Source organism: Roseovarius conchicola, from assembly GCF_041403425.1.
GTDB lineage: Bacteria > Pseudomonadota > Alphaproteobacteria > Rhodobacterales > Rhodobacteraceae > Roseovarius > Roseovarius conchicola.
The window spans coordinates 196072-218879 of the sequence record NZ_JBGEHK010000002.1; the positions used below are offsets into that span (position 1 = coordinate 196072).

General features: G+C 58.1%; 26 protein-coding genes. 8 read left to right on the top strand and 18 right to left on the bottom strand.

The features are described 5' to 3' along the window. The first annotated feature begins 41 nt into the window (after window positions 1-41). Entirely contained in the window at window positions 42-788 is a 747-nt protein-coding gene (gene ubiG / locus V6N02_RS06825; protein WP_371224774.1) for a bifunctional 2-polyprenyl-6-hydroxyphenol methylase/3-demethylubiquinol 3-O-methyltransferase UbiG, read from the top strand. 356 nt (window positions 789-1144) lie between these two features. Here ubiG and V6N02_RS06830 read toward each other — a convergent pair whose 3' ends face one another. The 4 genes from V6N02_RS06830 to V6N02_RS06845 are packed head-to-tail and all read right to left on the bottom strand — an operon-like array spanning window position 1145 to window position 3445. Further along, the gene (locus tag V6N02_RS06830; RefSeq protein WP_371224775.1) at window positions 1145-1591 is read right to left on the bottom strand and encodes a MarR family winged helix-turn-helix transcriptional regulator; all 447 of its coding nucleotides are present in this window, start codon (window positions 1589-1591) and stop codon (window positions 1145-1147) included. Next, a complete protein-coding gene (locus V6N02_RS06835; protein ID WP_371224776.1) occupies window positions 1588-2421 on the bottom strand; it encodes a carbon-nitrogen hydrolase family protein in 834 nt (277 codons plus the stop codon). Before V6N02_RS06835 ends, V6N02_RS06830 begins: the two co-directional genes overlap by 4 nt. 6 nt (window positions 2422-2427) lie before the next feature. Beyond that, complete coding sequence (grxC, locus tag V6N02_RS06840) at window positions 2428-2685, bottom strand: glutaredoxin 3 (protein ID WP_371224777.1); 258 nt, start codon at window positions 2683-2685, stop codon at window positions 2428-2430. Between the two features lie 34 nt (window positions 2686-2719). After that, entirely contained in the window at window positions 2720-3445 is a 726-nt protein-coding gene (locus V6N02_RS06845) for a double zinc ribbon domain-containing protein (RefSeq protein WP_371224778.1), read from the bottom strand. 21 nt (window positions 3446-3466) lie between these two features. Between V6N02_RS06845 and V6N02_RS06850 the strand changes: the two genes are divergently transcribed. Then, window positions 3467-4282 carry a methyltransferase domain-containing protein gene (locus V6N02_RS06850; RefSeq protein ID WP_371224779.1) on the top strand — a complete coding sequence of 272 codons (816 nt, stop codon included), beginning with the start codon at window positions 3467-3469 and terminating at the stop codon, window positions 4280-4282. 57 nt (window positions 4283-4339) lie between these two features. Then, entirely contained in the window at window positions 4340-5401 is a 1062-nt protein-coding gene (hemH, locus tag V6N02_RS06855; RefSeq protein ID WP_371224780.1) for a ferrochelatase, read from the top strand. A 112-nt stretch (window positions 5402-5513) separates the two neighbouring features. On the opposite strand, the gene V6N02_RS06860 is transcribed toward hemH, so the two are convergent. Together V6N02_RS06860 and V6N02_RS06865 are read right to left on the bottom strand one after the other, a co-directional pair. Continuing rightward, window positions 5514-5702 carry a hypothetical protein gene (locus V6N02_RS06860; protein ID WP_371224781.1) on the bottom strand — a complete coding sequence of 63 codons (189 nt, stop codon included), beginning with the start codon at window positions 5700-5702 and terminating at the stop codon, window positions 5514-5516. A gap of 141 nt (window positions 5703-5843) precedes the next feature. Beyond that, window positions 5844-6446, bottom strand: coding sequence for a L,D-transpeptidase (locus tag V6N02_RS06865; RefSeq protein ID WP_371224782.1), 603 nt, complete (start codon window positions 6444-6446; stop codon window positions 5844-5846). Window positions 6447-6616: 170 nt separating this feature from the next. Here V6N02_RS06865 and dalA point away from each other — a divergent pair, with 170 nt between their 5' ends. Continuing rightward, complete coding sequence (dalA, locus tag V6N02_RS06870) at window positions 6617-7123, top strand: divisome-associated lipoprotein DalA (protein WP_371224783.1); 507 nt, start codon at window positions 6617-6619, stop codon at window positions 7121-7123. A 42-nt stretch (window positions 7124-7165) separates the two neighbouring features. On the opposite strand, the gene V6N02_RS06875 is transcribed toward dalA, so the two are convergent. The 5 genes from V6N02_RS06875 to hslO all read right to left on the bottom strand — a co-directional run bounded on the left by V6N02_RS06875 (window position 7166) and on the right by hslO (window position 11706). After that, window positions 7166-7669 (bottom strand): L,D-transpeptidase family protein, encoded by a 504-nt coding sequence (locus tag V6N02_RS06875; RefSeq protein ID WP_371224784.1) that lies wholly within the window; start codon window positions 7667-7669, stop codon window positions 7166-7168. A 72-nt stretch (window positions 7670-7741) separates the two neighbouring features. Next, the gene (locus V6N02_RS06880) at window positions 7742-8968 is read right to left on the bottom strand and encodes a class I SAM-dependent RNA methyltransferase (RefSeq protein ID WP_371224785.1); all 1227 of its coding nucleotides are present in this window, start codon (window positions 8966-8968) and stop codon (window positions 7742-7744) included. Continuing rightward, window positions 8965-10119, bottom strand: a complete 1155-nt coding sequence (locus V6N02_RS06885; RefSeq protein ID WP_371224786.1) for a CCA tRNA nucleotidyltransferase — start codon at window positions 10117-10119, stop codon at window positions 8965-8967. Before V6N02_RS06885 ends, V6N02_RS06880 begins: the two co-directional genes overlap by 4 nt. Next, a complete protein-coding gene (locus V6N02_RS06890) occupies window positions 10116-10718 on the bottom strand; it encodes a CoA pyrophosphatase (RefSeq protein WP_371224787.1) in 603 nt (200 codons plus the stop codon). Before V6N02_RS06890 ends, V6N02_RS06885 begins: the two co-directional genes overlap by 4 nt. Further along, the gene (hslO, locus tag V6N02_RS06895; protein WP_371224788.1) at window positions 10711-11706 is read right to left on the bottom strand and encodes an Hsp33 family molecular chaperone HslO; all 996 of its coding nucleotides are present in this window, start codon (window positions 11704-11706) and stop codon (window positions 10711-10713) included. Before hslO ends, V6N02_RS06890 begins: the two co-directional genes overlap by 8 nt. A 76-nt stretch (window positions 11707-11782) precedes the next feature. On the opposite strand from hslO, the gene V6N02_RS06900 reads away from it, so the two are divergent. After that, a complete protein-coding gene (locus V6N02_RS06900; protein ID WP_371224789.1) occupies window positions 11783-12220 on the top strand; it encodes an NUDIX hydrolase in 438 nt (145 codons plus the stop codon). Here V6N02_RS06900 and V6N02_RS06905 read toward each other — a convergent pair. Then, the gene (locus V6N02_RS06905; RefSeq protein WP_371225270.1) at window positions 12217-13494 is read right to left on the bottom strand and encodes a PP2C family protein-serine/threonine phosphatase; all 1278 of its coding nucleotides are present in this window, start codon (window positions 13492-13494) and stop codon (window positions 12217-12219) included. The genes V6N02_RS06900 and V6N02_RS06905 overlap by 4 nt on opposite strands. 148 nt (window positions 13495-13642) lie before the next feature. Between V6N02_RS06905 and V6N02_RS06910 the strand changes: the two genes are divergently transcribed. Continuing rightward, entirely contained in the window at window positions 13643-13975 is a 333-nt protein-coding gene (locus V6N02_RS06910) for an Hpt domain-containing protein (RefSeq protein ID WP_371224790.1), read from the top strand. Here V6N02_RS06910 and ilvA read toward each other — a convergent pair. Further along, window positions 13972-15210: a threonine ammonia-lyase IlvA gene (ilvA, locus tag V6N02_RS06915; RefSeq protein ID WP_371224791.1), complete on the bottom strand. Its 1239-nt coding sequence runs from the start codon at window positions 15208-15210 to the stop codon at window positions 13972-13974. The two genes, V6N02_RS06910 and ilvA, sit on opposite strands and share 4 nt — an antisense overlap. A gap of 105 nt (window positions 15211-15315) precedes the next feature. Between ilvA and V6N02_RS06920 the strand changes: the two genes are divergently transcribed. Next, the gene (locus tag V6N02_RS06920; protein WP_371224792.1) at window positions 15316-16542 is read left to right on the top strand and encodes an argininosuccinate synthase; all 1227 of its coding nucleotides are present in this window, start codon (window positions 15316-15318) and stop codon (window positions 16540-16542) included. A gap of 32 nt (window positions 16543-16574) precedes the next feature. On the opposite strand, the gene V6N02_RS06925 is transcribed toward V6N02_RS06920, so the two are convergent. From V6N02_RS06925 to V6N02_RS06935, 3 genes are read right to left on the bottom strand one after another with little or no spacing between them, the layout of a single operon-like run. Further along, a complete protein-coding gene (locus tag V6N02_RS06925; RefSeq protein ID WP_371224793.1) occupies window positions 16575-17096 on the bottom strand; it encodes a hypothetical protein in 522 nt (173 codons plus the stop codon). A gap of 45 nt (window positions 17097-17141) precedes the next feature. Further along, window positions 17142-17855, bottom strand: coding sequence for a sulfotransferase-like domain-containing protein (locus V6N02_RS06930; protein WP_371224794.1), 714 nt, complete (start codon window positions 17853-17855; stop codon window positions 17142-17144). A gap of 1 nt (window position 17856) precedes the next feature. Then, window positions 17857-18765, bottom strand: a complete 909-nt coding sequence (locus tag V6N02_RS06935) for a D-amino acid aminotransferase (RefSeq protein WP_371224795.1) — start codon at window positions 18763-18765, stop codon at window positions 17857-17859. A 148-nt stretch (window positions 18766-18913) separates the two neighbouring features. On the opposite strand from V6N02_RS06935, the gene msrA reads away from it, so the two are divergent. Beyond that, on the top strand, window positions 18914-19588 hold the full coding sequence (gene msrA, locus V6N02_RS06940; protein WP_371224796.1) for a peptide-methionine (S)-S-oxide reductase MsrA: 675 nt from the start codon (window positions 18914-18916) through the stop codon (window positions 19586-19588). Here msrA and V6N02_RS06945 read toward each other — a convergent pair. Beyond that, window positions 19585-20448, bottom strand: coding sequence for a ribokinase (locus tag V6N02_RS06945; RefSeq protein WP_371224797.1), 864 nt, complete (start codon window positions 20446-20448; stop codon window positions 19585-19587). The genes msrA and V6N02_RS06945 overlap by 4 nt on opposite strands. Window positions 20449-20464: 16 nt before the next feature. Continuing rightward, window positions 20465-22723, bottom strand: a complete 2259-nt coding sequence (locus V6N02_RS06950) for an NADP-dependent malic enzyme (RefSeq protein WP_371224798.1) — start codon at window positions 22721-22723, stop codon at window positions 20465-20467. Window positions 22724-22808: the final 85 nt, after the last annotated feature.

The window sequence follows — 22808 nt, forward strand, 5'->3', positions numbered from 1 at the left end:
TATATCGAATGTTGAACCCAAAAGAGCACATGGAGAGCAGAATGCAAACCGCTCAGACAACGATTGATCCTGGGGAAGTTGCCAAGTTCGAGGCGATGGCCGCCGAATGGTGGAATCCGAATGGCAAATTCAAGCCATTGCACATGCTGAACCCCTGTCGGCTGGACTATATCACAGGCCAGATCGCGGCCGAGTATGATCGTGATCTGACCGGGCCAGAGGCGTTGAAGGGCCTGCGCATTCTGGACATCGGCTGTGGCGGTGGTTTGCTGGCCGAACCAATGGCACGTTTGGGGGCTGAAGTCGTCGGCGCCGACGCCGCGCCACGTAATATTCCGGTGGCGCAGGTGCATGCCGAGCAATCAGGCTTAGACATCGATTATCGCCACACCACTGCCGAAGACATGGCCGCCGCAGGCGAACAGTTTGACGTGATTCTCAACATGGAAGTCGTTGAACATGTGGCTGATCCGCTGGCCTATCTGACCGCTTGCCGCCAGTTATTGAAACCTGGCGGGCTGCACATCTGCTCTACGATCAACCGCAACGCCAAAAGTTTCGCCATGGCCATTGTTGGCGCGGAATACGTGATGCGCTGGCTGCCCAAGGGGACGCATGAGTGGAACAAGTTCATCACCCCGGACGAGTTGTTTGAACTGATGCGCAACGCCGGTCTGACCCCAGTGGATCGCAAGGGGTTCGTGTTCAATCCCGTAAGCTGGCGGTGGTCACTGTCCGACAAGGACCTGAGCGTGAATTATGTCACCGCCAGTGTGAATCGTGGGTAAGGCTAACATTCTGGGGTCAGTCGGTTTTCTGCGCTTGGCCCATTTTGAATGAAGATCGCAACAGCGCTTCTTGCTGTTCTTAGGTCAGCTTTGAGCCCTTTGCGGTCATCCCCCCGCGCGGAATCAAGGCCGCAGGCCGCCGCGCGATCGCCAGACCGCCCGCAAGGGCTGGCGATTTGGTGAGGAAGGCGCATCGTTTTGATCTATTGCGGATTTGGCAGGCATAAAGCGTGTCAAATAAACGTTTGATCGCCATCCCGCGGTCTGGCCATCGCGCGGCTGGTCCGAATGTCCGCTTCGTCCGCAAAGCAGACCCTTGAAGAAGGCATGCGATGGCCGCAACCCATAAAAGAGGCCTAACCCTCATCCCCCAGTTTCGCGCGCAGTTTGCGCATCACCGGCAAGGTGGCTCGCACTTTCTCCTCGCCCAACTCACTCACCATTTCCGAGATCAGCGGAGTGATCGCGGCCAATGCCACATCCCGCGCCTGCCGCCCTGCCGGGCTGATCGCGATCATCTTACGGCGCGCATCGTCCCAATCGGGGCGAATATGCACATAGCCCGCCCATTCCAGCTTGCTCAGTGTATTGGTCATCGCCCCGCGCGTGACGTGAAACACCTTGGCCAGTTGCGCCGGTGATTTCTCATCCCCCGTGCGGGCCAAATGATTCAGCACCGAGAAATGCGAGATTTCCATACCCTTCGGCAGCACCCGCCCAAGACGGTTGCGCAGCAATTGCTCGTTCGTGAGGATTTCACTGAACAGGGCAACAGCGAGGGAGTTGCTGTTCTGGTCGCTCATTCAGGGCCATCAACTTTCATCATCTGCGTCATCGCAGGGATGCTCTGCCGGGATGTTGCCACTTCTGCAAGGTCCAGATCAACGGATATGATGCCACAGGCTGTGCCCCCATCGGCCAGAACCCGTCCCCAGGGATCAATCACAAGGCTATGACCATAGGTTTGACGTGCGCGACCCCGGCTGGCGCTGTGCTGTCCCGTCTGGGCGGGGGCAAGAATATATGCGCCACTTTCGATGGCCCGCGCCCGTAGCAGGGTTTCCCAATGCGCCGCACCGGTCACCGGTGAAAATGCAGAAGGTACGGTGATGATCTGAGCGCCGGCCCCAGACAGCTGTCGATAAAGCGCGGGAAAGCGCAGATCATAGCAAATCGTCAGGCCCAGACGGCCGAAACCCGTGTCGGCCACAACCGCGCGCTCACCGGGGCGATAGCCTTCCGATTCGCGGTAGGTCTCCGTCTCGGATACGGCGACGTCGAACATGTGGATCTTGTCATATCGTGCGGCGATATTACCGTCGGGCGTGATCAGGAACGAGCGATTGGCAAAACGCCCGTCCGGATTATCGGTTTTCAACGCCAGCGAACCGATCAGCACCCAGACGCCATGATGCTTCGCCCGCGCTTTCAAAGCGGCCAGCGTCGGATCATCCGCCTCAGTGTGCAGCACCTCGGCCTGTCTTGTGCGGCTGGCTGAGACACAATTGGTCACCTCGGGGGTCAGAACGAACCCGGCACCATCCGCCACGGCACGGTCCAGCAAGTCACAGGTAACAGGCAGGTTGGCCAGTGGGTCATCACTGCTGGTCAGTTGAAGCAGGGCGGTTTTCATGGCCAATCAGGCCTGCAAAAGCGCGTCCAGCTTGCCCGCACGTTCCAACGCGTAAAGGTCATCGCAACCACCGACATGGGTTTGGCCCACAAAAATCTGTGGCACCGTGCGCCCGCCATTGGCGCGCTGGATCATCTCGGGCTTGCGGCCCGGATTGGTCAGTACGTTGATCTCGGAAAAATCAACGCCCTTTTCTTTCAGCAGCCGCTTGGCCGCACTACAAAAACCGCAAAGTGGCGAGGTATAGATTTCAACTGGTTGCATCGGTCAGGTCTCACTGGTGACATTTCCGACCTACTTAACCATCCTTGGTCACCCGCGCCAGTGTCAGCACACAAACCCGTGATGCCCCTGCCCCATGACATGCCTGCGTCGCCGCCGACAGGGTCGCCCCGGAGGTCATCACGTCATCCACCAGCAACACATCACGCCCTTTGATACGGTTTTTGCGCTTCGGGTGTACCGTTATGGCCCGGTCCAACGTGGCGAATCTTTCATCATGCCCAAGGCCATTCAGGCTGCGCGTTTGATGTGGGCGCTGCAGAAGGTCAGGACAATGAGGTCGGTCAACCTCGCGAGCCAGCGCCGTAGACAGCAAGGCCGCCTGATTGTAGGTCCGCTTCATCATCCGCAGCCAGTGCAAGGGGATCGGCGCGATCAGCATATCGGGTGTCAAAAGTGACTGAGCTGCACGGGCCATCCACTTGGCCGCCGGGCGCAGAACCTCGTGCCGGTCGCCATGTTTCAACGCCAGAACCAGTTGCCGGCCCCGATCTTTATAGACCAGCGCCGCGCGGCCGCTGTGCCAGGGTCGGGCGATGCGCATGCAATCATCGCAATGCTCCACCTCGCCCTGATCTTCACCAGGCAGGGGCACACCGCAACTGTCACAGCACAAACCGGTAATAAACGGCGTATCGCGCCAGCAGGGGCCACATAATCCAAACTCGCTATCCACCTGAGTGCCACAGGTCGTACAGCGCGGCGGATAGATCAGCCGCAATGCCGTTTGAAGCGCCCCCACCTTCACCCTATTGTCCCCGACATGACACTTCCTTTGACAGATCGCAGCGCCCTGATCCGCAACCGGACCCGCGCAGCCCACGCCCCGGCGCTGTTTTTGCACGAACAGGCCGTGGACGAGATCAAGGATCGTCTGGAACTGGTTAACAAAACATTTACCGCGACGGGCATTGTCACTGGGATGCCCGCGCTCTGGCAGACTGCCTTTCCCAATGCGATCTGCGTTGCGGATGACGAGACACTCGCCCTGACCGAAGCCGCGCATGATCTGGTGATCCACGCCATGGCCCTGCATTGGGCAAATGATCCGGTGGGCCAGATCATCCAGGCACGGCGCGCCCTCAAACCCGATGGTCTGTTTCTTGCGGCGCTGTTTGGCGGCGAAACCCTGCATGAGCTGCGCGCCTCGCTGGCCCAGGCGGAGGCGGATTTATACGGCAGCCTGTCCCTGCGCATCGCACCGATGGGGGAAATCCGCGATCTCGGCGCATTGCTGCAACGTGCCGGCTTTGCGCTGCCAGTGGCGGACAGCCTGCCCCTGACGACCAGCTATGCCAGCCCCTTGCATCTGATGCGCGAGCTGCGCGCCATGGGTGAGGCGAATGCCCTCGCGGGCCGCGTTCGCAAACCGATGCGACGCGCCCTGTTGATGCGCGCCTGCGAGATCTATCAGGACAGCTTTGGACAGGAGGACGGGCGCATTCCGGCCACGTTCGAGCTGATTTTCCTGACCGGGTGGAGCCCGGATGACAGCCAACCCCAACCCCTGCGCCCCGGTAGCGCCACCGCGCGGCTGGCCGATGTGCTGGGGGCAAAAGAAACACCGTTGAAAGATTGACGATCCGGCGGGAACAGTTATGTCCAGTCCCAACAACGACATGCAAGGACGTTAAACATGCTCGATGCGACAGCAGCGGCCCGGCCCAGCCACGCTCAGGCAGACCACCCCGCGGTGCCTGCGGCCAAGACCGGTGTTTTGCTGGCCAATCTGGGGACACCTGACAATTATGATTACTGGTCGATGCGCCGCTATCTGAACGAGTTTCTGTCAGATCGCAGGGTGATCGACTACGCGCCATGGAAATGGCAACCCTTGCTGCAGACTATCATCCTGTCGCGCCGTCCCTTCACCAGCGGTGCAGCCTACAAGTCCATCTGGAACGAGGACAAAAACGAAAGCCCGTTGATGACAATCACACGGGATCAAACCACGAAGATGTCCAAGGTCTTGAAAGATCGTTATGGCGACCAGGTCATGGTTGATTTCTGCATGCGCTATGGAAATCCTTCAACCAAGTCCAAGGTCCGCGCGATGGTCGAAGCCGGATGCCGCCGCATCCTGTTTTTCCCACTCTATCCACATTACGCCGGCGCCACCTCGGCCACGGCAAATGATCAGTTTTTTCGCGCTTTGATGGACGAGGCGTGGCAACCGACGGCGCGGGTGGTCGAGCCTTATTTCGAGAACCCGCTCTATATCGAGGCACTGGCCCAGTCTGTTGAGAAAGCCTATGGCGAGGCCGAAACCAAGCCTGAGATACTGGTGGTGTCCTATCACGGAATGCCAAAACGCTATCTGATGCAGGGCGATCCCTACCATTGCCAATGCCAGAAAACCACGCGGCTTCTGAAAGAGCGGCTGGGCTGGGGCGACACCGATATCAGAACCACGTTCCAATCGGTTTTTGGTCCCGAAGAATGGCTAAAGCCTTACACTGTCGAGGAAGTCGCGCGGTTGGCAGAAGAAGAAGGCAAAAAGCGAATCGCCGTGATGGCGCCCGCCTTTTCCGCCGATTGCATTGAAACGCTGGAAGAGATCAACGAAGAGATTCGTGAGAGCTTTGAAGAGGCAGGCGGCGAAGAATTCACCTATATTCCATGCCTCAACGATCAGGACGCCCACATCGCGGCATTGGCCGATGTCGTTCAGGCGAACCTGAAAGGGTGGCTGGACTGACGTGCTCGCTTAATTTTTGATATCGCGACCAGAAACGCAAAATCACATAAAATCCGGCCACAAAAAAAGGCAGTGGAAAACCACTGCCTTCTTAACTTTAGCTGTGCCGGGATTAGTCAGCAGCAACTACCGCAGCAACCACTGCAAGCAGAACCAGCGGAATCCAGATGCCAGCAGCCGAAGAGCTTGCAGCTGTATCTTCAACGATAACCGGAGCTTCCATTACGGGCTCTTCCATGTTGCCGGCATAGCCAGTTGTGGCTGCAGCGGCAAAAGCGGCGGCGAGAACGAGTTTCTTCATATTATCCTCCAGATGAAGGCCTGCTCACATTCCCATGCGACAAGCACCCAAGACTTAACCTCGTAGGGTTTTCTAATCAGCTATCAAGAGCCAATGCAAACGCTTCTTGAGGTAATTCAGCCACAAGCCGCCAAATTATCGTCAAATTAGCAACACTTGGGTGCCAATCTTCGACAGAGCGAAGAGTTCGGAAATGTGCTGGTTGTAGAGACCGATGCAGCCATTGGACGATTGCCGCCCGATCTTGCGCGTATCATGGGTGCCATGAATCCGGTAATAGGTCCAACTCAGGTACAGCGCATGGGTGCCCAGCGGATTGTCCGGACCCGGGCCGACATAGGCGGGCCAATCCGGATTACGCTGCAACATTGACGGAGTCGGACGCCAGCTTGGGCCCTCGACCTTGCGAGTCACTTTGGTGCGGCCACGGCGCGTGAGTTCCTCGGTCAGGGGAACGCTGGACGGGTAAAGCTTGTAGGTGACGCCATCCTCACCCCAATAGTGCAAAGCCCGCGAGTCGATATCCACCAGGATCGCGCCTTTATTGAGGTTTGAGAAATATGGCCGCCAATCCAGCGCCCGAAAACTTGAGATATTGCGCCGGATCGTGGTGTCGATCTCGCGCTCAAACTGAACGGTCCCATCGCCATCGATATCCTGTGCAAAGGCCGGTGCACCAATAGCAGCCGCCGTTCCCGCCAGGAACGCGCGCCTGTTGAACCCCATTTTATCTTCGCCAGACATGGCCACTCTCCTGAACGTCATTCACAATCTCGTTAGAATATATGGCGCGAAAGACGCAGTCGCAATTCAAACAAGCGTTATTCAGCAATGTTACGCGCAACTGGGTTTGAAAGACGACACAAGCCGGGCTAAAGCAATATCGTCAATGAATTTGGTGAGGCACTGTCATAATGCGTATTTTTGTCTGGCTGTTCGCGGCTCTTCTGACGTTATCGGCCTGCGCCGCGCCAGCACCACAAATTGGTACAGACGGTAAACCGCTTCCAAAACTCTACAAGATTCGTTCGGGTGATACCGCCAGGATTCAGTTCCGGATGCTTGATTCGATTAACTCACTTCGCCAGGCCGCCGGTCAGGCACCTGTCGTTCTGGATTCCAAGCTGACCGCCGCCGCCGCCACGCATTCGCGCGACATGTCGATCCAAAACCGTCCATGGCATTTTGGCTCGGACGGATCTTCGCCCATCGACAGGATCAATCGCGTTGGGTATCCGGGCAAACTGGTGGGCGAAAACATTTCGGAAACCTACGAGACCGAGCTTGAAACCCTCGCTGCATGGATGGACAAACCGGACACGCGACGCGTTATCCTGTCACCGGATGCACGGAATATGGGCTTCTCGTGGCTTCAGGAAGACAATGGTAAAATCTGGTGGACCCTGGTCCTGGGCAGTTAAGCCCCTTCCGGAAATGCTGGCAAATCGATGTAGGCGTTTGGCCTAGGGCTTGATCGTCACCCAGGTTTCGTTTTTCACCATCGCGTAAATCTCCTCCATCTCGCGGTTGGTCACCGAAATGCACCCGGCAGTCCAGTCGGGTCGGCCCACACGCCTCTCGCCATTGGGTTGGCCGTGGATGAAGATATCGCCACCGGGGCTTTTGCCGTGCGCCAGGGCAAAGGCAATGTCCTTCTCGTTCGGATATGAAATACCGATCGACAGATGGAACGCACTGTTGGGATTGCGCCGGTCAATGCGATACACCCCCTCGGGCGTTTTGCCGTCGCCTTCAAACTGCTTGTGTCCCTCGGCCGTGAAGCCCAAATCCACATCGTAGGATTTCAGCACCCGATCCTTGTGGAACAGGTACATTTTGCGATTCTCTTTCTGGATGAGAACGTGGGTGACTTCCGGGCCGTTATAGCTTTGGAACTTGCTTTTTGCCCCGCATCCCGCAAGACCAACAACCAACAAAACGGCCGCGACGAACTTGAAGATGTTCATTTCTGCTTACCTGAATTAACTGCTCGGCAATGGTATAGCCCAGTTCGGGCCACTTTAGGTAGTGTTTTCGCATCAACTGGCTGTGACAAATCTGAACTCGGCCACCAACTCTACATGAGCAGACCAGCGGAACTGATCCACCACCCTGAGACGGCTCAACCGGTACCCGGAATCACAAAGCGTTCTGGCATCGCGCGCAAAGCTTGTCGGATTGCACGACACATAAGCCAGCACGGGAATCGACGCCTCGGCCAGCCGTGCCACCTGTGCTTCGGCCCCCGCGCGCGGTGGGTCAATCACGGCGGCATCGAACGGTGCCAATTCATCGGGCTCCAGTGGACGACGGAACAGATCGCGCGCCTCGGTGGTCACCGCGCGCAAACCTTCAACCCCGCGCCAGGCTTTGTCCAGCGCCTCGGTCATCGTCGCATCACCCTCGACCGCATGCACCGCGCGATCTTCTGCCAGAGGCAACGCAAAGGTGCCGCACCCGGCGAACAAGTCCACCACATGACCAGCCCCGCCGACAATGCTCGCGACCTCGTTTTGCAAGGCTGCTTCGCCCTCAAGCGTTGCCTGCAGGAACGCTCCCGGTGGGGGTTCAACACTGACCTTCCCGAATATCTGTATCGGTGCACGCTGCGTGACAATCCTTTCACCGTCCCAACTGAGCCGCGCCAGATCATGTGTCTGGGCCAATCCTGCCAAGGCGATCCGCAAAGGTCCGTCCAGCGGCTTGCCGCCTTGAACTGCTGCATCAATCCCCGCACTGGATCGCGTCAGGGTCACCGATAACGCGTGCTTTCGGCTGGCTCCAATCTGAGCCAGCGCCTCGACCGCAGGTCGGGCGGCAATCAAGTCAGGATGCAGCAGAGTACAGTCAGGTATCTCGACAATCACATCCAATCCCTTGGCATGAAAACCGGACATTGCCCCTTTTTTGGTCCGCCGTGCCGACAGCGTTGCGCGCCTGCGTGATCGGGGCGGCGAAATGTGCATCGGAGCGAATTCAGTCGCAAGCCCATGCGCCTCAAGAGCAGTGCGTACGATATCCGTTTTCCACTGCGCCAGAAACGTATCCGAGGCGTGTTGAAGCTGACACCCACCGCAGGATTTGAAGTGCCGACAGGGCGGCGAGACCCGATCCCCGGAGGGCGTCGTAATCCGGATGTTTGTCAGGACCTGCCCGTCCAGATCCCCGGTTACCACCTCACCAGGCAGGGTGAGCGGGGCATAAACCGGACCGTCGGCGATCCCGTCGCCCTTATGCCCAAGTCGGCGGATCGTGACCTCGGTCATGATCGACCTAACAACACGTCACGCGACAGCGTGCATCCCGAAGCAAGCCACTCGTCCTCAAGCGCCTTGATCCTCTTGCCCAAAGCAGGGCCGGAATAGTCCGGCATCAGATCAGCAGGCTTGATCGGAAAAACCGCTTTGGCCCCGGTCATCAACTTCGCGATATCCGCAGGATCAAACGGGCTTTCCAACAAGGCAGCGCCCAACAGCAGAACCGACAGCCCGGTGTCATGCCCCAAACGGTAACCCAGCTCAATCGCCGGGGTCAGCGCCCCGACCTGATCGCGCAACAAGGTCAATTTCCTGGCTTCTGCTTTGCTCAGCCTCAGGCGGTCCGCCACATCCTGCCCGCCAATCACCGCGAGACGGCGCATCGCATCCGGGGTCAGCTCAATCTGTTGCTCCAAATGCACAAGCAGAGCCAGCGCATGATCCTCGGCGCCCGGCAATACCGCGTTCAGAACACCCGTGGCACGCATCGCCGCCACAGCCGGTGCCGGATCAGGGGCGGCTAGAAGGCGTGTTATCTCACCGCCCACGCGTTCGCGCGACAGTGTTTCCAGCCCCTCAAGATGGCGGGCAATGGCATCCAGCGCCTCGGCGTCCATGCCAGCCTCGGGATCACCATACCATGCGTGAAACCGGAAAAACCGCAAGCTGCGCAAATAGTCTTCCCTGATACGCTGCACAGGGTCTTCGATAAACCGAACCCGGCGCGCCTTCAGGTCATCCAGCCCACCAAGCGGGTCGATCACCTCACCATCTGCGCGGGCGTAAAGTGCATTCATCGTGAAATCCCGACGGCGCGCATCCTGAGTGATGTCCCTGGCAAAGGCGACAACGGCATGGCGGCCCGTGGTTTCAACATCTTCGCGGAAGGTGGTGATCTCGTGCGGAATACCACCCGACACGACCGTCACAGTCCCATGATCAATTCCCGTCGGAATCGCCTTAAGACCAGCGGTGCGGGCCAGTTTCATAACCTCCTCGGGATGGGCATCGGTGGCGATATCGATGTCCTTGACCGGTGTGTTCAGCAATGCGTTGCGCACGCATCCCCCGACGAAAAGCGCCTGATGGCCTGCATGCTTCAACGCCGCGAAAACTGCTTGGGTGGCCGGGTCCTCAATCCAATTGCCGCTGATTTTCATGATCGCTCCACCGCATCGGCCAGCGCCCATAAGATGCGCGCGGTGGCGCCCCAGATGTAATAAGGTCCGAATGGAACCGTGTAATAGCGCCGCAAACTGCCCCGCCAGCGCCGCGCCTGAATCGAGTAGTTGGCGGGGCGCATCACGTGATCCAGAGGCACCTGAAACACCTCGGCCACTTCGCCCGCTTCCGGCACCGGATCGAAATCACTGCGCACACGCGCCACCACTGGCGTGACCATAAATCCGGTGACGGTTTCATGGGCGGGCATAGTGCCCAACACCTCGACATTGCCGGGATCAAGGCCGATTTCCTCATCCGCCTCGCGCAGGGCTGCGGCGATCACATCGACATCGCCCTCGTCCTGCTTGCCGCCCGGAAAGGCAATTTGCCCCGGGTGATGTTTCAGTGCCGACGACCGTTTGGTCAGAATCAACCGCGCCTGATCACCCTTCATCTCCAAAGGGACCAACACACCAGCCGGACGCAGTCTGCGACCGGCTGGCAGCACAACATCAGTGTTCAGATCGTAATCCGACGACGGCATGCCGGACGAGGCCGCCAGCGCAGCGCGGATTGGATCCAGCGGATTAGCCATCCTCGCCCGCAGGTTCCTCGGCTTCAAACCCCACAGTTTTGGGGTCCATCCGATAATGCGCACCACAGAATTGGCAATCGGCGGTCACAAGACCTTCGTCCGTGGTCATCTTTTCGATGTCACGGGCCGAATAGATCGACAGGCTGTTGCGCACGCGCTCTTCACTGCAGGTACAGCCGAATTTCACCGGCTGCATATCAAACACACGCGGGCTTTCTTCATGGAACAAGCGCACCAACAGATCGGTCGGAGCCACCGACGGGCCAATCAGTTCCAGCTGTTCAACCGTGTCCAGCAGCATGTTGGCACGGTTCCAGTTTTCGCTTTCATCCCCTTCAAGGATGTCACTGGCCTCAAGCAAGCCGCCCTCTCCAGACCCGCCGCCGCTTGCGAAGGGCGACGCCTTGGGCATGTGCTGCAACATCACGCCCCCGGCCCGCCAATGCTCGCTACTGCCCGCCTCGGTCGACCGGCCGAAGCTGAGGGCAAAGCGCGTTGGCAGCTGTTCTGACTGCGCAAAGTAAGCCTCGGCACAGGCGCTCAGGCCAGAACCGGCAATCGGGGTGATCCCTTGGTAGGGCGTGTTGCCTTTGCCCTGATCAATCAGCACGGCGAAATACCCTTCGCCCACCTGGTCAAACGGAGCGCCATCCGTCAACCGGTCAGCATCGAAACTGGCATAGGCACGGATACGCGCAGGCTCACCCTCGCCTTCGGGAGCAAGGTAATCGGTGGCAATCATGCGCACCGGGCCTTTGGATTGCACCTGCAACGACAGCTTCCAGCGCAGTTTGATCGTCTGACCGATCAACGCGGTCAGCAGGGCCATTTCGGCCACCAACGCCTCGACCTGCGGAGGATAATCATGCTGTTCTAGAATTCCATCCAATACCCCGTCCAGCCGTGCCACGCGGCCACGGATATCCGATGCGTCCAGCTGGAACGGCAAAACGGTGTCGTCCCAGGCGATTTTCTGTCCAAGTGTCATGGGGTTTCCTATTGCGCCGGTTCTTGGCATATCGCGTCCATATAGGCAGGGCAAGACAGACTCCAAGGGTGACAGGATGATCAAACGTTACGGCAAAAGCCCCAAAACGGGGATACGATACCAACGACGGCCCGGCGTCTATGCGATCCTGCCGCGCGCTGGACAGCTGTTGCTGACCTATCAGGGCGACCCGCATTTTGAAGTGCAACTGCCCGGTGGCGGTATTGATCCGGGCGAGTCGCCCATTCACGCTTTGCACCGCGAAGTGATGGAAGAAACCGGCTGGACCATTGGGCAACCGCAGCGTCTGGGCGCGTTTCGCCGGTTCACCTATATGCCGGAATACGACATGTGGGCCGAGAAGCTGTGCACGATATATCTGGCGCGCCCCGCGCTACGAATTGGCCCGCCAACCGAGCCGGATCACACGCCGCTTTGGTTCAGCCCAGCGCAGGCGATAAAGGATCTTTACAACGACGGGGATGCCGATTTTGTCAGGCAGTTATTTCGCTAGAAGGTGTGGGGGCTTGGTTTGAACTCCAGCAAAACGGCCGAGACATCATCGCCGAAATCCTGATCTCCGGCGAATTCCGTCAGCTTCCAGACGATGGATTCCAAACAGGCCATGCTGTGGGTCTGGCGCAGTTGACCCATCATGTCTGCAAGGCCTTCGTCACCGAACAATTCACCCTGAGGATTGGCGCATTCGACAATCCCATCCGAGTGAATCATCAACCGATCCCCGGCTGACAACCTCACCTCAAACTCGTCATATTCAGCACCTTCGATCAGCCCAACGGGCAATCCGCCGACACCGATTGTTTCAACATGACCATCGGCCCGCTGCAATGCCGGACAGGGATGCCCGGCCTGCGCCATCACGATCCTGCCCGTGTCGAGGAAAACATCAGCCAGCAGCATGGTAAAATAATGCTCGGTCTCGATCTCGTTCAGGATCAGTTGATTGAGCAACGCGATGGTTTCCGCAGGGGGGCGCGGCACATATAGTCCCGAGGATGTGCGTGTCAGGGCAACATTCTGATCCGGAGCACTGGCCGACAGATATCCGGCCAATCGCGCGGTCATCAGCGCCGAACTGATTCCGTGACCCGACACATCGATCCCGTAGATCCCGATGCGCGTGTCACTGACCGGGAACATACCGACAAGATCGCCGCCGACGTGGCCACTGGAATGCAGCATCAATGACAATTCGGCATAGCCAAAATCGTGATGCCGGTCCCGGACCAGCGATTGTTGCAGCTTCTTGGCCTCGATCAGATCGTTGTCCAGCGAGTCATACAGCGTTTGCAACTCGTCAAGGGTGGATTTGACCAACCGGTTCTTCTCGGTCAGCTCCCGCTCCATCCGCAGGATACGCTCACCCGCTGCAATACGCGCGCGCAACTCGGCAGCATTGATTGGCTTGGTCAGAAAATCATCGGCCCCCGCATCAAGGCCATGGGCAATGTCATTCTTTTCGCTCTTCGAGGTCAGAAGAATGAAATATCCATAGCTGTCATGCGACAACGCTCTGAATTCGCGGCAAAACTCAGGGCCGCTCATTCCGGGCATCATCCAGTCGCTCAGCACCAGGTCAGGCTGAACATCACGGCACATTTCTAGCGCGGAATCGGCGCAATCCGCCTCACGCACGGAAAACCCCCAGCGTTTGAGGAATGCGCTTACGATCCGACGCTGCGAGCGGCTGTCATCCACAACCAGAACATCCCGAATAGCACCGGGATCGTCGAGAGGTCGGGCGGGGATTGTAACCGGGCTTTGCACGCTAATCACTCTTGCATTTCTGCCATGCCTAGACAGTCAGATTTAACGACAGGTAAATGGTAAAATTGCGCAGAGTTTTGCGAAGGTTCGGCAGGATTTCTTTACCTTCTGACGCCACACTCTCCCCTGGTTTGACGGAGAAGACAGGATGATCAACTGGGCCCGCGTCTCTGAATTACGCGATGAAATTGGGGCAGAGGATTTCGGTGAGGTTGTCGAAATCTTTCTCGAAGAGGTCGAGGAGGAGATTGCCGCGCTGCGCGATGGAATTGAAACCCGGGCGCTTGAGTCAAAGCTACATTTCCTCAAAGGAAGCGCACTCAACCTCGGGTTTGCTGACTTCGCCGCGATCTGTCAGGCCGGAGAACGGGCAGCGGCAAGCGGACACTATGACGCCATTGATTTGCCTGCGGTCTTAGGATGTTACGCAGATTCAAAGACAGACTTCCTGGGCGCACTCGACTCGCTATTTGCCGCTTAGATCAGAAACTCTGACAAAACCGGATCATTGGTGATATCGCGATACTCAAACCCGCCGGACTCCAGCCGCGTGAACAATTGTTCGAAGTTAGCCGGGTCCTTGGTTTCGATCCCGATCAGGACCGAACCGAAATTGCGCGCGGATTTCTTGAGATACTCGAACCGGGCGATGTCATCATCCGGGCCGAGGCTGTCCAGAAAGTCCTTTAGCGCGCCAGGGCGCTGGGGCATGCGCAACACGAAATACTTCTTCACCCCGGAATAGCGCAACGCGCGCTCTTTCACCTCGGGCAGGCGCTCAAAATCGAAGTTCCCACCGGAGGTAACACAGACAACTGTCTTACCACGAATCTCACCGGCCATGTCTTTCAACAGATCGACCGACAATGCACCTGCGGGCTCAAGCACGATCCCTTCGACGTTCAGAAACTCGATCATCGTGGTGCACAGACGGTCTTCGCTGACAACACGGGCCTCGGACGTCGGCAAATCCGCCAGCCGCGCAAATGTCTTCTGCCCGATCTGCGCCACCGCCGCACCATCGGCGAATGTATCCACATGGGGCAGTTTCACAGGTGTTCCGGCCTCCAGCGCCGCTTTCAGACAGGCGCCTCCCGATGGCTCGACCAAGGTAATCCGACATCCATCGCCCACGTAGCTGCGCACCCCGGCGGATAACCCTCCACCGCCGACAGGCATGATGATGTGATCCGGCATCCCGCCCAGCGCCTGTTCGATTTCAACCGCGACAGAGGCCTGACCCTCGATCACATCCTCGTCGTCAAACGGCGACAGGAAATGCCCGTGCGTCTCGGCGCAGTAGTCCTGCGCTGCGTGCAATGTGTCATCAAAGTAATCCCCGGTCAGGCGAATTGTCACGGCATCGCCACCAAAGGTCTGGGTCTTCATCACCTTCTGCTGCGGCGTGGTGATCGGCATAAAAATAACGCCCTTCACTCCAAGGTAGCGGCACATATAGGCCACGCCCTGCGCATGATTCCCGGCGCTGGCACAGACGAACTGAGAGGTATCGGGATGCGCCGCCAGATGCTTGCGCATCGCGTTGAACGCCCCGCGCAGTTTGTAGGATCGCACCGGTGTGAGATCTTCACGCTTCAGCAAAATCTCGGCGCCATAATGTTTCGACAGATGATCATTGCGCTGCAACGGCGTGGCATCAAACACGCTGCGCATGGCGGCCTCGGCGGCGCGGGCTTTGTCCTGAAAACTGGTCATCACCCGTCTCTGGCGCAGCCTGACCGCTCTTGCAACCCCTCTCGGTCTTGCGGGGACACTCAAAACCCGATAAGCGCCAAGCCGTTATCCATAAGGAGATTTCCCATGTCTGCGCCCAAGAAAGTTGTCCTTGCCTATTCCGGTGGTCTGGACACGTCGATCATCCTGAAATGGCTGCAGACCGAATATGGCTGCGAGGTGGTTACCTTCACCGCCGATCTGGGCCAGGGAGAAGAGTTGGACCCGGCCCGCCAGAAAGCTGAACTGCTTGGAATCAAACCGGAAAATATCTATATCGAAGACGTGCGCGAAGAATTTGTGCGTGATTTTGTCTTCCCGATGTTCCGCGCCAACGCGGTCTATGAGGGGTTGTATCTGCTGGGCACCTCCATCGCGCGCCCGCTGATCTCGAAACGTCTGGTTGAGATTGCCGCCGAAACCGGGGCCGACGCCGTGGCCCATGGCGCCACCGGCAAGGGCAATGATCAGGTGCGGTTCGAACTGGCCGCCTATGCCCTGAATCCCGAGATCAAGGTGATCGCCCCCTGGCGTGAATGGGATCTAACCAGCCGAACCCGATTGATCGATTTCGCCGAAAAGAACCAGATTCCGATTGCCAAGGACAAACGTGGCGAAGCGCCGTTTTCGGTGGATGCGAACCTGCTGCACACGTCGTCCGAAGGCAAGGTTCTGGAAGACCCGGCCGAGGCCGCGCCCGATTACGTTTATCAGCGCACCGTTCATCCCGAAGACGCGCCCGACACCCCGGAATTCATCGAGATCGGCTTTGAAAAAGGCGATGCCATCAGCATCAATGGCGAGGCGATGAGCCCTGCGACCGTGCTCACCAAGCTGAACGAACTGGGCGGCAAGCACGGGATCGGGCGACTTGATCTGGTGGAAGGGCGCTTTGTTGGGATGAAGTCCCGCGGTATCTACGAAACCCCGGGCGGCACCCTTCTGCTGGAGGCGCATCGTGGGATTGAGAGCATCACCATGGATCGTGGTGCCATGCATCTGAAGGATGAGCTGATGCCGAAATATGCGGAGCTGATCTATAACGGTTTCTGGTACAGCCCCGAGCGCGAGATGCTGCAGGCCGCGATTGATGCCTCGCAAGCCCACGTCACCGGGACTGTCCGGCTGAAGCTCTACAAGGGGTCCGCCCGCACCTTTGGCCGCTGGTCGGATCATTCGCTCTATTCCGAGGCGCATGTGACGTTCGAAGAAGATGCCGGCGCTTATGATCAGACCGACGCTGCCGGGTTCATTCAGCTGAACGCACTGCGACTCAAACTGATCGCGGCGCGGGATCGGCGGCTGAAGGGCTGAGCCCCCGAAACCGGCATTTTGTACAAAATGGGTTAAGTTTCGGACCCCGAAAACCCATTTTGTACATCTTGCTCAGCGCGTGTTTCAGAGAGCGTTTCGTCCGGATCAGGGGGCGTTGCGGTCAGCTCTGTCTCTTCTGCATCCGCTTCTTCGTCCGGATCAAGCAGGTCATGAACAGCCTCTTTGGCCTTGTCCGTTAACGTATCGAGCGGCCCTTTCACCACGTAGCCGCCCGCCGGATTATACTCCACGACCTGCGGCACGATCCGTTGCAATGGCTCGGCAAGACGCGCCATGCCGTGGCTGTTCGGGGCATCCACCACGCCGTTTTTCACCAGTTTCGAGAAGAGTTGCCGCGCGGTGCCAGGGCGGATTTTGAAAGTTTCCGAGATCATCTCGGCCGACACATCCGTTTTCGCATGGGCCAGCGCCACCGCGAAAATGTACTTGCTGCGTTGTGCCTGCACCGCAGCGGCCCCGGCCATGCCAGACACCGGCACCGCAGCAGCAACGCCCGTTCCGACCACCATTTTTCCAAAATCACGTCTGTTCATGAGATTGATATGGGGATAGGCCCTCGCCTTTTTACGGGGAAAAGATCAGATTTTATACCGCTTGAGGTGCTCATAGGCAGGCATCGCCGCATCGCAAAGCGCCTGTTGATCCGTCTCTAACACGGGCAAATCACCTTCTGCGGCGGCGAATCCGGTCGAGCGATGAACTGCACCGTACCAATGTGCCGCCCACACCCCGTCCTGGGGATGACCACCGGCAGGCCAATGCAGCATTGATGCGTCCCAGGGCAAGCCCAGCGCATCGCAAAGACGCCGCAACATCTTTTCGGGATCATCCCGGATATCATGGCTGTCGATGACAATCGGGTTGCTACCCGCATCTGTCAGTTGATTAAACAATTCGGCCTGCTGCACGAACCCGATATCGGCCAGCGTTGGGCGATCGTACTTGGCTGAAAAGCTGGCCGCGACGCGGGCGGGGTGGCGGATCAGAAAGACGTTTGAGACCTGATCAATCCAGTCTCGCGGTACCCCCGGTATCATGTGCTGAGACATGTGTTTTTGGTAAAAATGAGGCTTTTGGGCCGGAACAGACCCTAACAATCCATCGACCACCTTTGCCGGATCGTCGGGCTGAGAAGCCAGAATATCGTCGCGCATTGGATGATCGAGTCCAGTCTTTGCAAGATAAGCCGCATAGAATGGCTCATCCACAACGGCAAAATCCGATCTTGCTCCGAAGCTGTACATCATCGCGGTCGACAAATTGCGCGGACCGGACCACATGGCGATACGCATCTTAGGTCGATTCCTGCTGAATGAGGGCTTTGTAAAGGCTTTGGATACGGGTCGTGACCGGCCCTTGTTGCTCCTCTCCAATCACGCGCCCGTCGATTTGGCCAACCGCAGTTTGCGCCCCGAAGGTGCCGGTCAGGAACGCCTCGTCAGCTCCATATGTGTCGACAAGCGAGTAATTCCGCTCAAAAACCGGAATGTCGTTGGCCCGGCACAAATCGATCACCTTCTGACGAGTAATACCGTTCATGCAGTAATCCCCGGTGCTGGTCCAAACCTCTCCCTTTCGAACGATGAAAAAGTTACAGGCGTTGGTGGTGTTCACGAATCCATTGATGTCCAGCATCAGTGCCTCATCCGCGCCGGCCTTTTCGGCGGCAATGCAGGCCAGGATGCAATTCAGCTTGGAATGTGAATTCAGCTTTGGATCCTGCGTCATCGGCAAGCCACGAATGTGCGGCACGGTGGCCAGGTTGATCGGGCGGGCAATCCTGGGCTTGGAATGCTCCATGATGATGGTCATCGTCGGACCTTGCTGCGACAGGGATGGGTGTTGAAACGGGCGGGTTTTGACACCGCGTGTCACCATCAGGCGGGCATGGGCATCCGTGGTCATGCCATTGGCCGATTGTGTGTCCAATACGGCCTGAAACACCTCGTTCCGGGTCATGCCAATATCCAGATCAATCGCCTTGGCCGCCTCAAACAGACGATCAAGATGCTCATCCGCGAAAGCCCATGTGCCGTTATAGAGGCGCAGCCCTTCCCACACGCCATCGCCCAGCATGAAACCACTGTCATACACGCTGACCAGCGCCTGATCCTTGGGCACGATCCGACCATTCAGCCAGATCAGAATGCTGTCATTGCGCGCATCTTCCGCCGCTTGGTGAGTTGTCTGATGGTCGCTCATCATGTCCCCTTTTTGCCGCAACGCTACGGGCCGTAACAAACCATGCCAAGAGATAAAATCGCTTCACCAAGCCGTGACATCGCGGGGATGTGCATTTGCCGCAGCAGAATTTCAGGGCAGATAGAAGATGTAAACGGAGGGTTGTTTCATGGAATTCAAATTTCGGGACATCAAAGCCGCGATGCTGGCAGGCCTGATCGCCATCGGACTTCTGGCCCATGGCGGAGCAGCCAAGGCGGCAGGAAGCGAAGAACTTGTGGTTGCCGGTGGCTGTTTCTGGTGCGTGGAATCGGATTTCGAATCCGTCCGCGGCGTAAAAGAAGTGGTGTCAGGCTATACTGGCGGGATCAAGGACAATCCAACTTACAAGCAGGTGACCAAAGGCGGGACGGGCCATTACGAGGCCGTGAAAATCACTTTTGACTCGGGAAAAGTGTCCCGGGATCAATTGCTGAACCTGTTTTTCCGCTCGGTTGATCCAACAGATCCAGGTGGTCAGTTCTGTGACCGGGGGGATAGCTATCGCACGGCGATTTTCGTCTCTAACCCGGCAGAGAAAGCTTCGGCAGAGAAAGCAAAAGCCGAAGCACAGGCCGCCTTGGGCCGAAAGATTGTCACCCCGATTTTGCAGAAATCAACGTTCTACAAGGCCGAAAAATACCACCAGGATTACTACAAGGGCACCAAGCTTGTCGTGACCCGGTTTGGACCCAAAAAGCAATCCTCTGCTTACAAAGCCTATCGTGTTGCCTGTGGTCGCGATGCGAAAGTGAAAGCATTGTGGGGCGCGGATGCGCCGTTTGCCAACAAGTACACGAACTAGGCCAGAAACGAAGCGACTTCGGTCGCGGTCGGGATCGCCTCGGCCGTGCCGGGGCGTTGCACCTGAAGCGCCGAGGCTGCAGCGGCGCGGCGCATCGCATCCTTTGGCGACAGCCCCTGATCCAGACCCGCCGCGACATAACCGGTAAAACAATCCCCGGCCCCTGTCGTGTCAACCGGAGTTACCGCAAAGGCCGGGCAATGGGTCTTCTCACTATTCTCGATCCAGTCTGCCCCATCGGCACCACGGGTGATCAAAAGCTGACGAACAGGGATGTCTTCAAGTGACAGCCCCAGCGCCGTGGTCAGCTGTGTCGCCTCGACCGCGTTCATCACCAGAAGATCAAGATAGGGAAGCACTGCCTGCACGGCTTCGGCCGAGAATGGCGCGGCGGAATAGACCACATGTAAGCCGGACTTGTGGGCCATTTCCGCAGCTTCGACCTGTAGACTGGTTTCGTTTTGAAGCAGCAGCAGATCACTATGGGATGCGATGGAAAGTGCCGTTTCAAGCCAGCTTAGAGACTGTTCATGGTTCGCACCGGGATAGATGACAATGGCGTTTTCTCCCGCGCGATCGACATTGATGATGGCATGCGCCGTGGGTGTATCCACCGTGGCGATCTGGCTGGTGATAACACCGTAGCCCATCAACGCCTCGACCGCCCAACCGCCGTCAGGGCCAACGGCGCCGATATGGGTCACCTGTGATCCGGCAAGGGCGGCAGCGACGGATTGATTGGCCCCTTTGCCGCCCAAACCGCGGGTCATGTCAGAAGCCGCAAGCGTTTCGCCGGGCGCAGGCAGGTGAGGCACACGGTAGATGTAGTCAGCGTTGATCGAGCCCAGGTTAAAGATCATCGCCGCCCCCTGCTTCCTACTCGACCTTACAGGCCGCCAGTACGGCCATGTTCAGAACATCGTTGGACGTCGAGGTCAGCGAACAGATCTGGATCGAGGCATCCACGCCGGTCAGGATAGGGCCAATCACAGTTGCCCCCGCCATTTCCTGCATCAGTTTGACCGAGATCGAGGCCGAGTGCCGCGCGGGGACGACAAGAATGTTGGCCGGGCCGGTCAGGCGCTGGAACGGATAATTGTCCTGCGCTGCCTGCATGTTCAGCGCCACATCAACCGTCATTTCACCCTCGAACTCAAAATCGACGCCGCGCTGTTCCAGAACCATAGGCGCCAGGCGCATCTTTTCAGCGCGCTCGGATCGGGGATATCCAAAGGTCGAGAAACTCACGAATGCCACACGCGGCTCAAGCCCCAGATGACGGGCGACCCCGGCAGAGCGTTCGGCGATGTTCGCCAGATCGTTCTCGTCCGGCCATTCATGCACCAATGTATCGGCGATCAGAACGATCCGCCCCTTGTGCAACAGCGCCGTCACCCCGACCGCGCCCTGCTCGGCATCGGCATCAAAAACGTGATTGATCAGGTCCAGCACATAGGCCGATTTGCGCGTCGCCCCCGTGACCAAACCGTCGCCATGACCATGCGCCAGCATCAGGGCCGCGAACACATGGCGATCCCGCGCGGCAAGGCGATGCACGTCGTGACGGTCGAACCCTTTCCGCTGCAGCCGTGAATAGAGGAAGCGTTTGTAATCTGCCAGATACTCGGAATTGGCGGCGTTGACGATATGCAGTTCGGATGCGGCATCACCCATGCCGACGGACTCAAGCTTGGTTTGCACGTCCGCCTCGCGCCCGACGACAAGCGCCTCGCCCAGACCATTGCGTTGGTATTGCACCGCGGCCCGCAACACGCGCGGGTCATCCCCCTCGGCAAAAATCATCCTCGCCTGCGCATTGCGCGCCCGCGCGTTGATTGACCGCAGCACAGTTGCCGTTGGATCAAGCCGCGATTTCAACGCCAGTTCATAGGCTTCCATATCCACAAGCGGACGCCGCGCCGCGCCGGTATCCATGCAGGCCTTGGCCACAGCGGGTGGAATGGTGTGAATCAGGCGCGGGTCGAATGGCGCGGGAATAATGTAGTCGCGCCCAAAGCTGAGTTTGCGGCCATAAGCCATGGCCACTTCGTCAGGCACATCCTGACGGGCCAGCTTGGCCAGCGCCTCGGCACAGGCGATCTTCATTTCGTCATTGATCGCCCTTGCGTGTACATCCAATGCACCCCGGAAGAGATAGGGAAAGCCCAGGACGTTATTGACCTGATTGGGGTAATCTGAACGCCCGGTCGCCACGATGGCGTCTTCGCGCACGGCATGGGCCTCTTCCGGTGTGATCTCGGGGTCGGGATTGGCCATGGCGAAAATCACCGGGTTGTCGGCCATCGAGGCCACCATTTCCTCAGTGACCGCGCCTTTGACGGATACCCCGAGGAAAACATCGGCACCTTTCATGGCCTCTTCCAGCGTACGCAGTTCAGTGTTCACCGCATGGGCCGATTTCCACTGATTCATGCCCTCGGTACGGCCCTGATAGATGACGCCCTTCGTATCACAGGCGATGCAGTTTTCATGCCGTGCGCCCATGGATTTCAGCAATTCGATACAGGCAATCCCGGCGGCCCCGGCACCATTGAGAACAATTTTCACATCCTCGATGGCCTTGCCTGAAATATGCAACGCATTGATCAGACCGGCCGCACAGATCACGGCTGTCCCGTGCTGATCATCGTGGAAGACGGGGATATCCATTTCTTCCTTCAGCTTCTGTTCGATGATGAAGCATTCCGGCGCTTTGATGTCTTCCAGGTTGATGCCACCAAATGTGGGCCCCATCAGGCGCACGGCGTTGATAAAGGCGTCCGGGTCTTCGGTGTCCAGTTCGATATCGATCGAGTTCACGTCGGCAAAGCGTTTGAACAGAACCGACTTTCCCTCCATCACCGGTTTACTGCCCAGCGCGCCCAGATTGCCGAGGCCCAGAACGGCGGTGCCGTTTGAAATCACTGCAACCAGGTTGCCCTTGTTTGTGTAGTCATAGGCCGTTTCCGGATTCTCGGCGATGGCCATACATGGCACGGCAACACCCGGCGAATAGGCCAGTGACAGATCCCGCTGCGTGGTCATCGGCACGGTCGCTGTTATCTCGAACTTGCCCGGCGTCGGCTCAAGATGGAAGGCAAGCGCCTCTTCGGGTGTGAACTTGGGATTGGACATCGATGCGCCTTTGCAAAACGGGATTTCGTCATTGCATAGCGGGCCTTTGGCACAGGCTCAACCGGATCGCGGTTTTGGCTTTCGC

Excerpts from the sequence above, each read along its gene's own strand:
- V6N02_RS06900 (WP_371224789.1), top strand. The coding sequence starts at position 11,783 with ATGATCAAACGTTACGGCAAAAGCCCCAAAACGGGGATACGATACCAA.
- V6N02_RS06935 (WP_371224795.1), bottom strand. The coding sequence starts at position 18,765 with ATGAGCGACCATCAGACAACTCACCAAGCGGCGGAAGATGCGCGCAAT.
- V6N02_RS06835 (WP_371224776.1), bottom strand. The coding sequence starts at position 2,421 with ATGAAAACCGCCCTGCTTCAACTGACCAGCAGTGATGACCCACTGGCC.
- V6N02_RS06865 (WP_371224782.1), bottom strand. The coding sequence starts at position 6,446 with ATGTCTGGCGAAGATAAAATGGGGTTCAACAGGCGCGCGTTCCTGGCG.
- V6N02_RS06885 (WP_371224786.1), bottom strand. The coding sequence starts at position 10,119 with ATGAAAATCAGCGGCAATTGGATTGAGGACCCGGCCACCCAAGCAGTT.
- ilvA (WP_371224791.1), bottom strand. The coding sequence starts at position 15,210 with ATGACCAGTTTTCAGGACAAAGCCCGCGCCGCCGAGGCCGCCATGCGC.
- hslO (WP_371224788.1), bottom strand. The coding sequence starts at position 11,706 with ATGACACTTGGACAGAAAATCGCCTGGGACGACACCGTTTTGCCGTTC.
- V6N02_RS06930 (WP_371224794.1), bottom strand. The coding sequence starts at position 17,855 with ATGCGTATCGCCATGTGGTCCGGTCCGCGCAATTTGTCGACCGCGATG.
- V6N02_RS06950 (WP_371224798.1), bottom strand. The coding sequence starts at position 22,723 with ATGTCCAATCCCAAGTTCACACCCGAAGAGGCGCTTGCCTTCCATCTT.
- V6N02_RS06830 (WP_371224775.1), bottom strand. The coding sequence starts at position 1,591 with ATGAGCGACCAGAACAGCAACTCCCTCGCTGTTGCCCTGTTCAGTGAA.
- dalA (WP_371224783.1), top strand. The coding sequence starts at position 6,617 with ATGCGTATTTTTGTCTGGCTGTTCGCGGCTCTTCTGACGTTATCGGCC.
- hemH (WP_371224780.1), top strand. The coding sequence starts at position 4,340 with ATGCTCGATGCGACAGCAGCGGCCCGGCCCAGCCACGCTCAGGCAGAC.
- V6N02_RS06945 (WP_371224797.1), bottom strand. The coding sequence starts at position 20,448 with ATGATCTTTAACCTGGGCTCGATCAACGCTGACTACATCTACCGTGTG.
- V6N02_RS06880 (WP_371224785.1), bottom strand. The coding sequence starts at position 8,968 with ATGACCGAGGTCACGATCCGCCGACTTGGGCATAAGGGCGACGGGATC.
- ubiG (WP_371224774.1), top strand. The coding sequence starts at position 42 with ATGCAAACCGCTCAGACAACGATTGATCCTGGGGAAGTTGCCAAGTTC.
- V6N02_RS06875 (WP_371224784.1), bottom strand. The coding sequence starts at position 7,669 with ATGAACATCTTCAAGTTCGTCGCGGCCGTTTTGTTGGTTGTTGGTCTT.
- V6N02_RS06910 (WP_371224790.1), top strand. The coding sequence starts at position 13,643 with ATGATCAACTGGGCCCGCGTCTCTGAATTACGCGATGAAATTGGGGCA.
- grxC (WP_371224777.1), bottom strand. The coding sequence starts at position 2,685 with ATGCAACCAGTTGAAATCTATACCTCGCCACTTTGCGGTTTTTGTAGT.
- msrA (WP_371224796.1), top strand. The coding sequence starts at position 18,914 with ATGGAATTCAAATTTCGGGACATCAAAGCCGCGATGCTGGCAGGCCTG.
- V6N02_RS06860 (WP_371224781.1), bottom strand. The coding sequence starts at position 5,702 with ATGAAGAAACTCGTTCTCGCCGCCGCTTTTGCCGCTGCAGCCACAACT.
- V6N02_RS06920 (WP_371224792.1), top strand. The coding sequence starts at position 15,316 with ATGTCTGCGCCCAAGAAAGTTGTCCTTGCCTATTCCGGTGGTCTGGAC.
- V6N02_RS06925 (WP_371224793.1), bottom strand. The coding sequence starts at position 17,096 with ATGAACAGACGTGATTTTGGAAAAATGGTGGTCGGAACGGGCGTTGCT.
- V6N02_RS06890 (WP_371224787.1), bottom strand. The coding sequence starts at position 10,718 with ATGGCTAATCCGCTGGATCCAATCCGCGCTGCGCTGGCGGCCTCGTCC.
- V6N02_RS06850 (WP_371224779.1), top strand. The coding sequence starts at position 3,467 with ATGACACTTCCTTTGACAGATCGCAGCGCCCTGATCCGCAACCGGACC.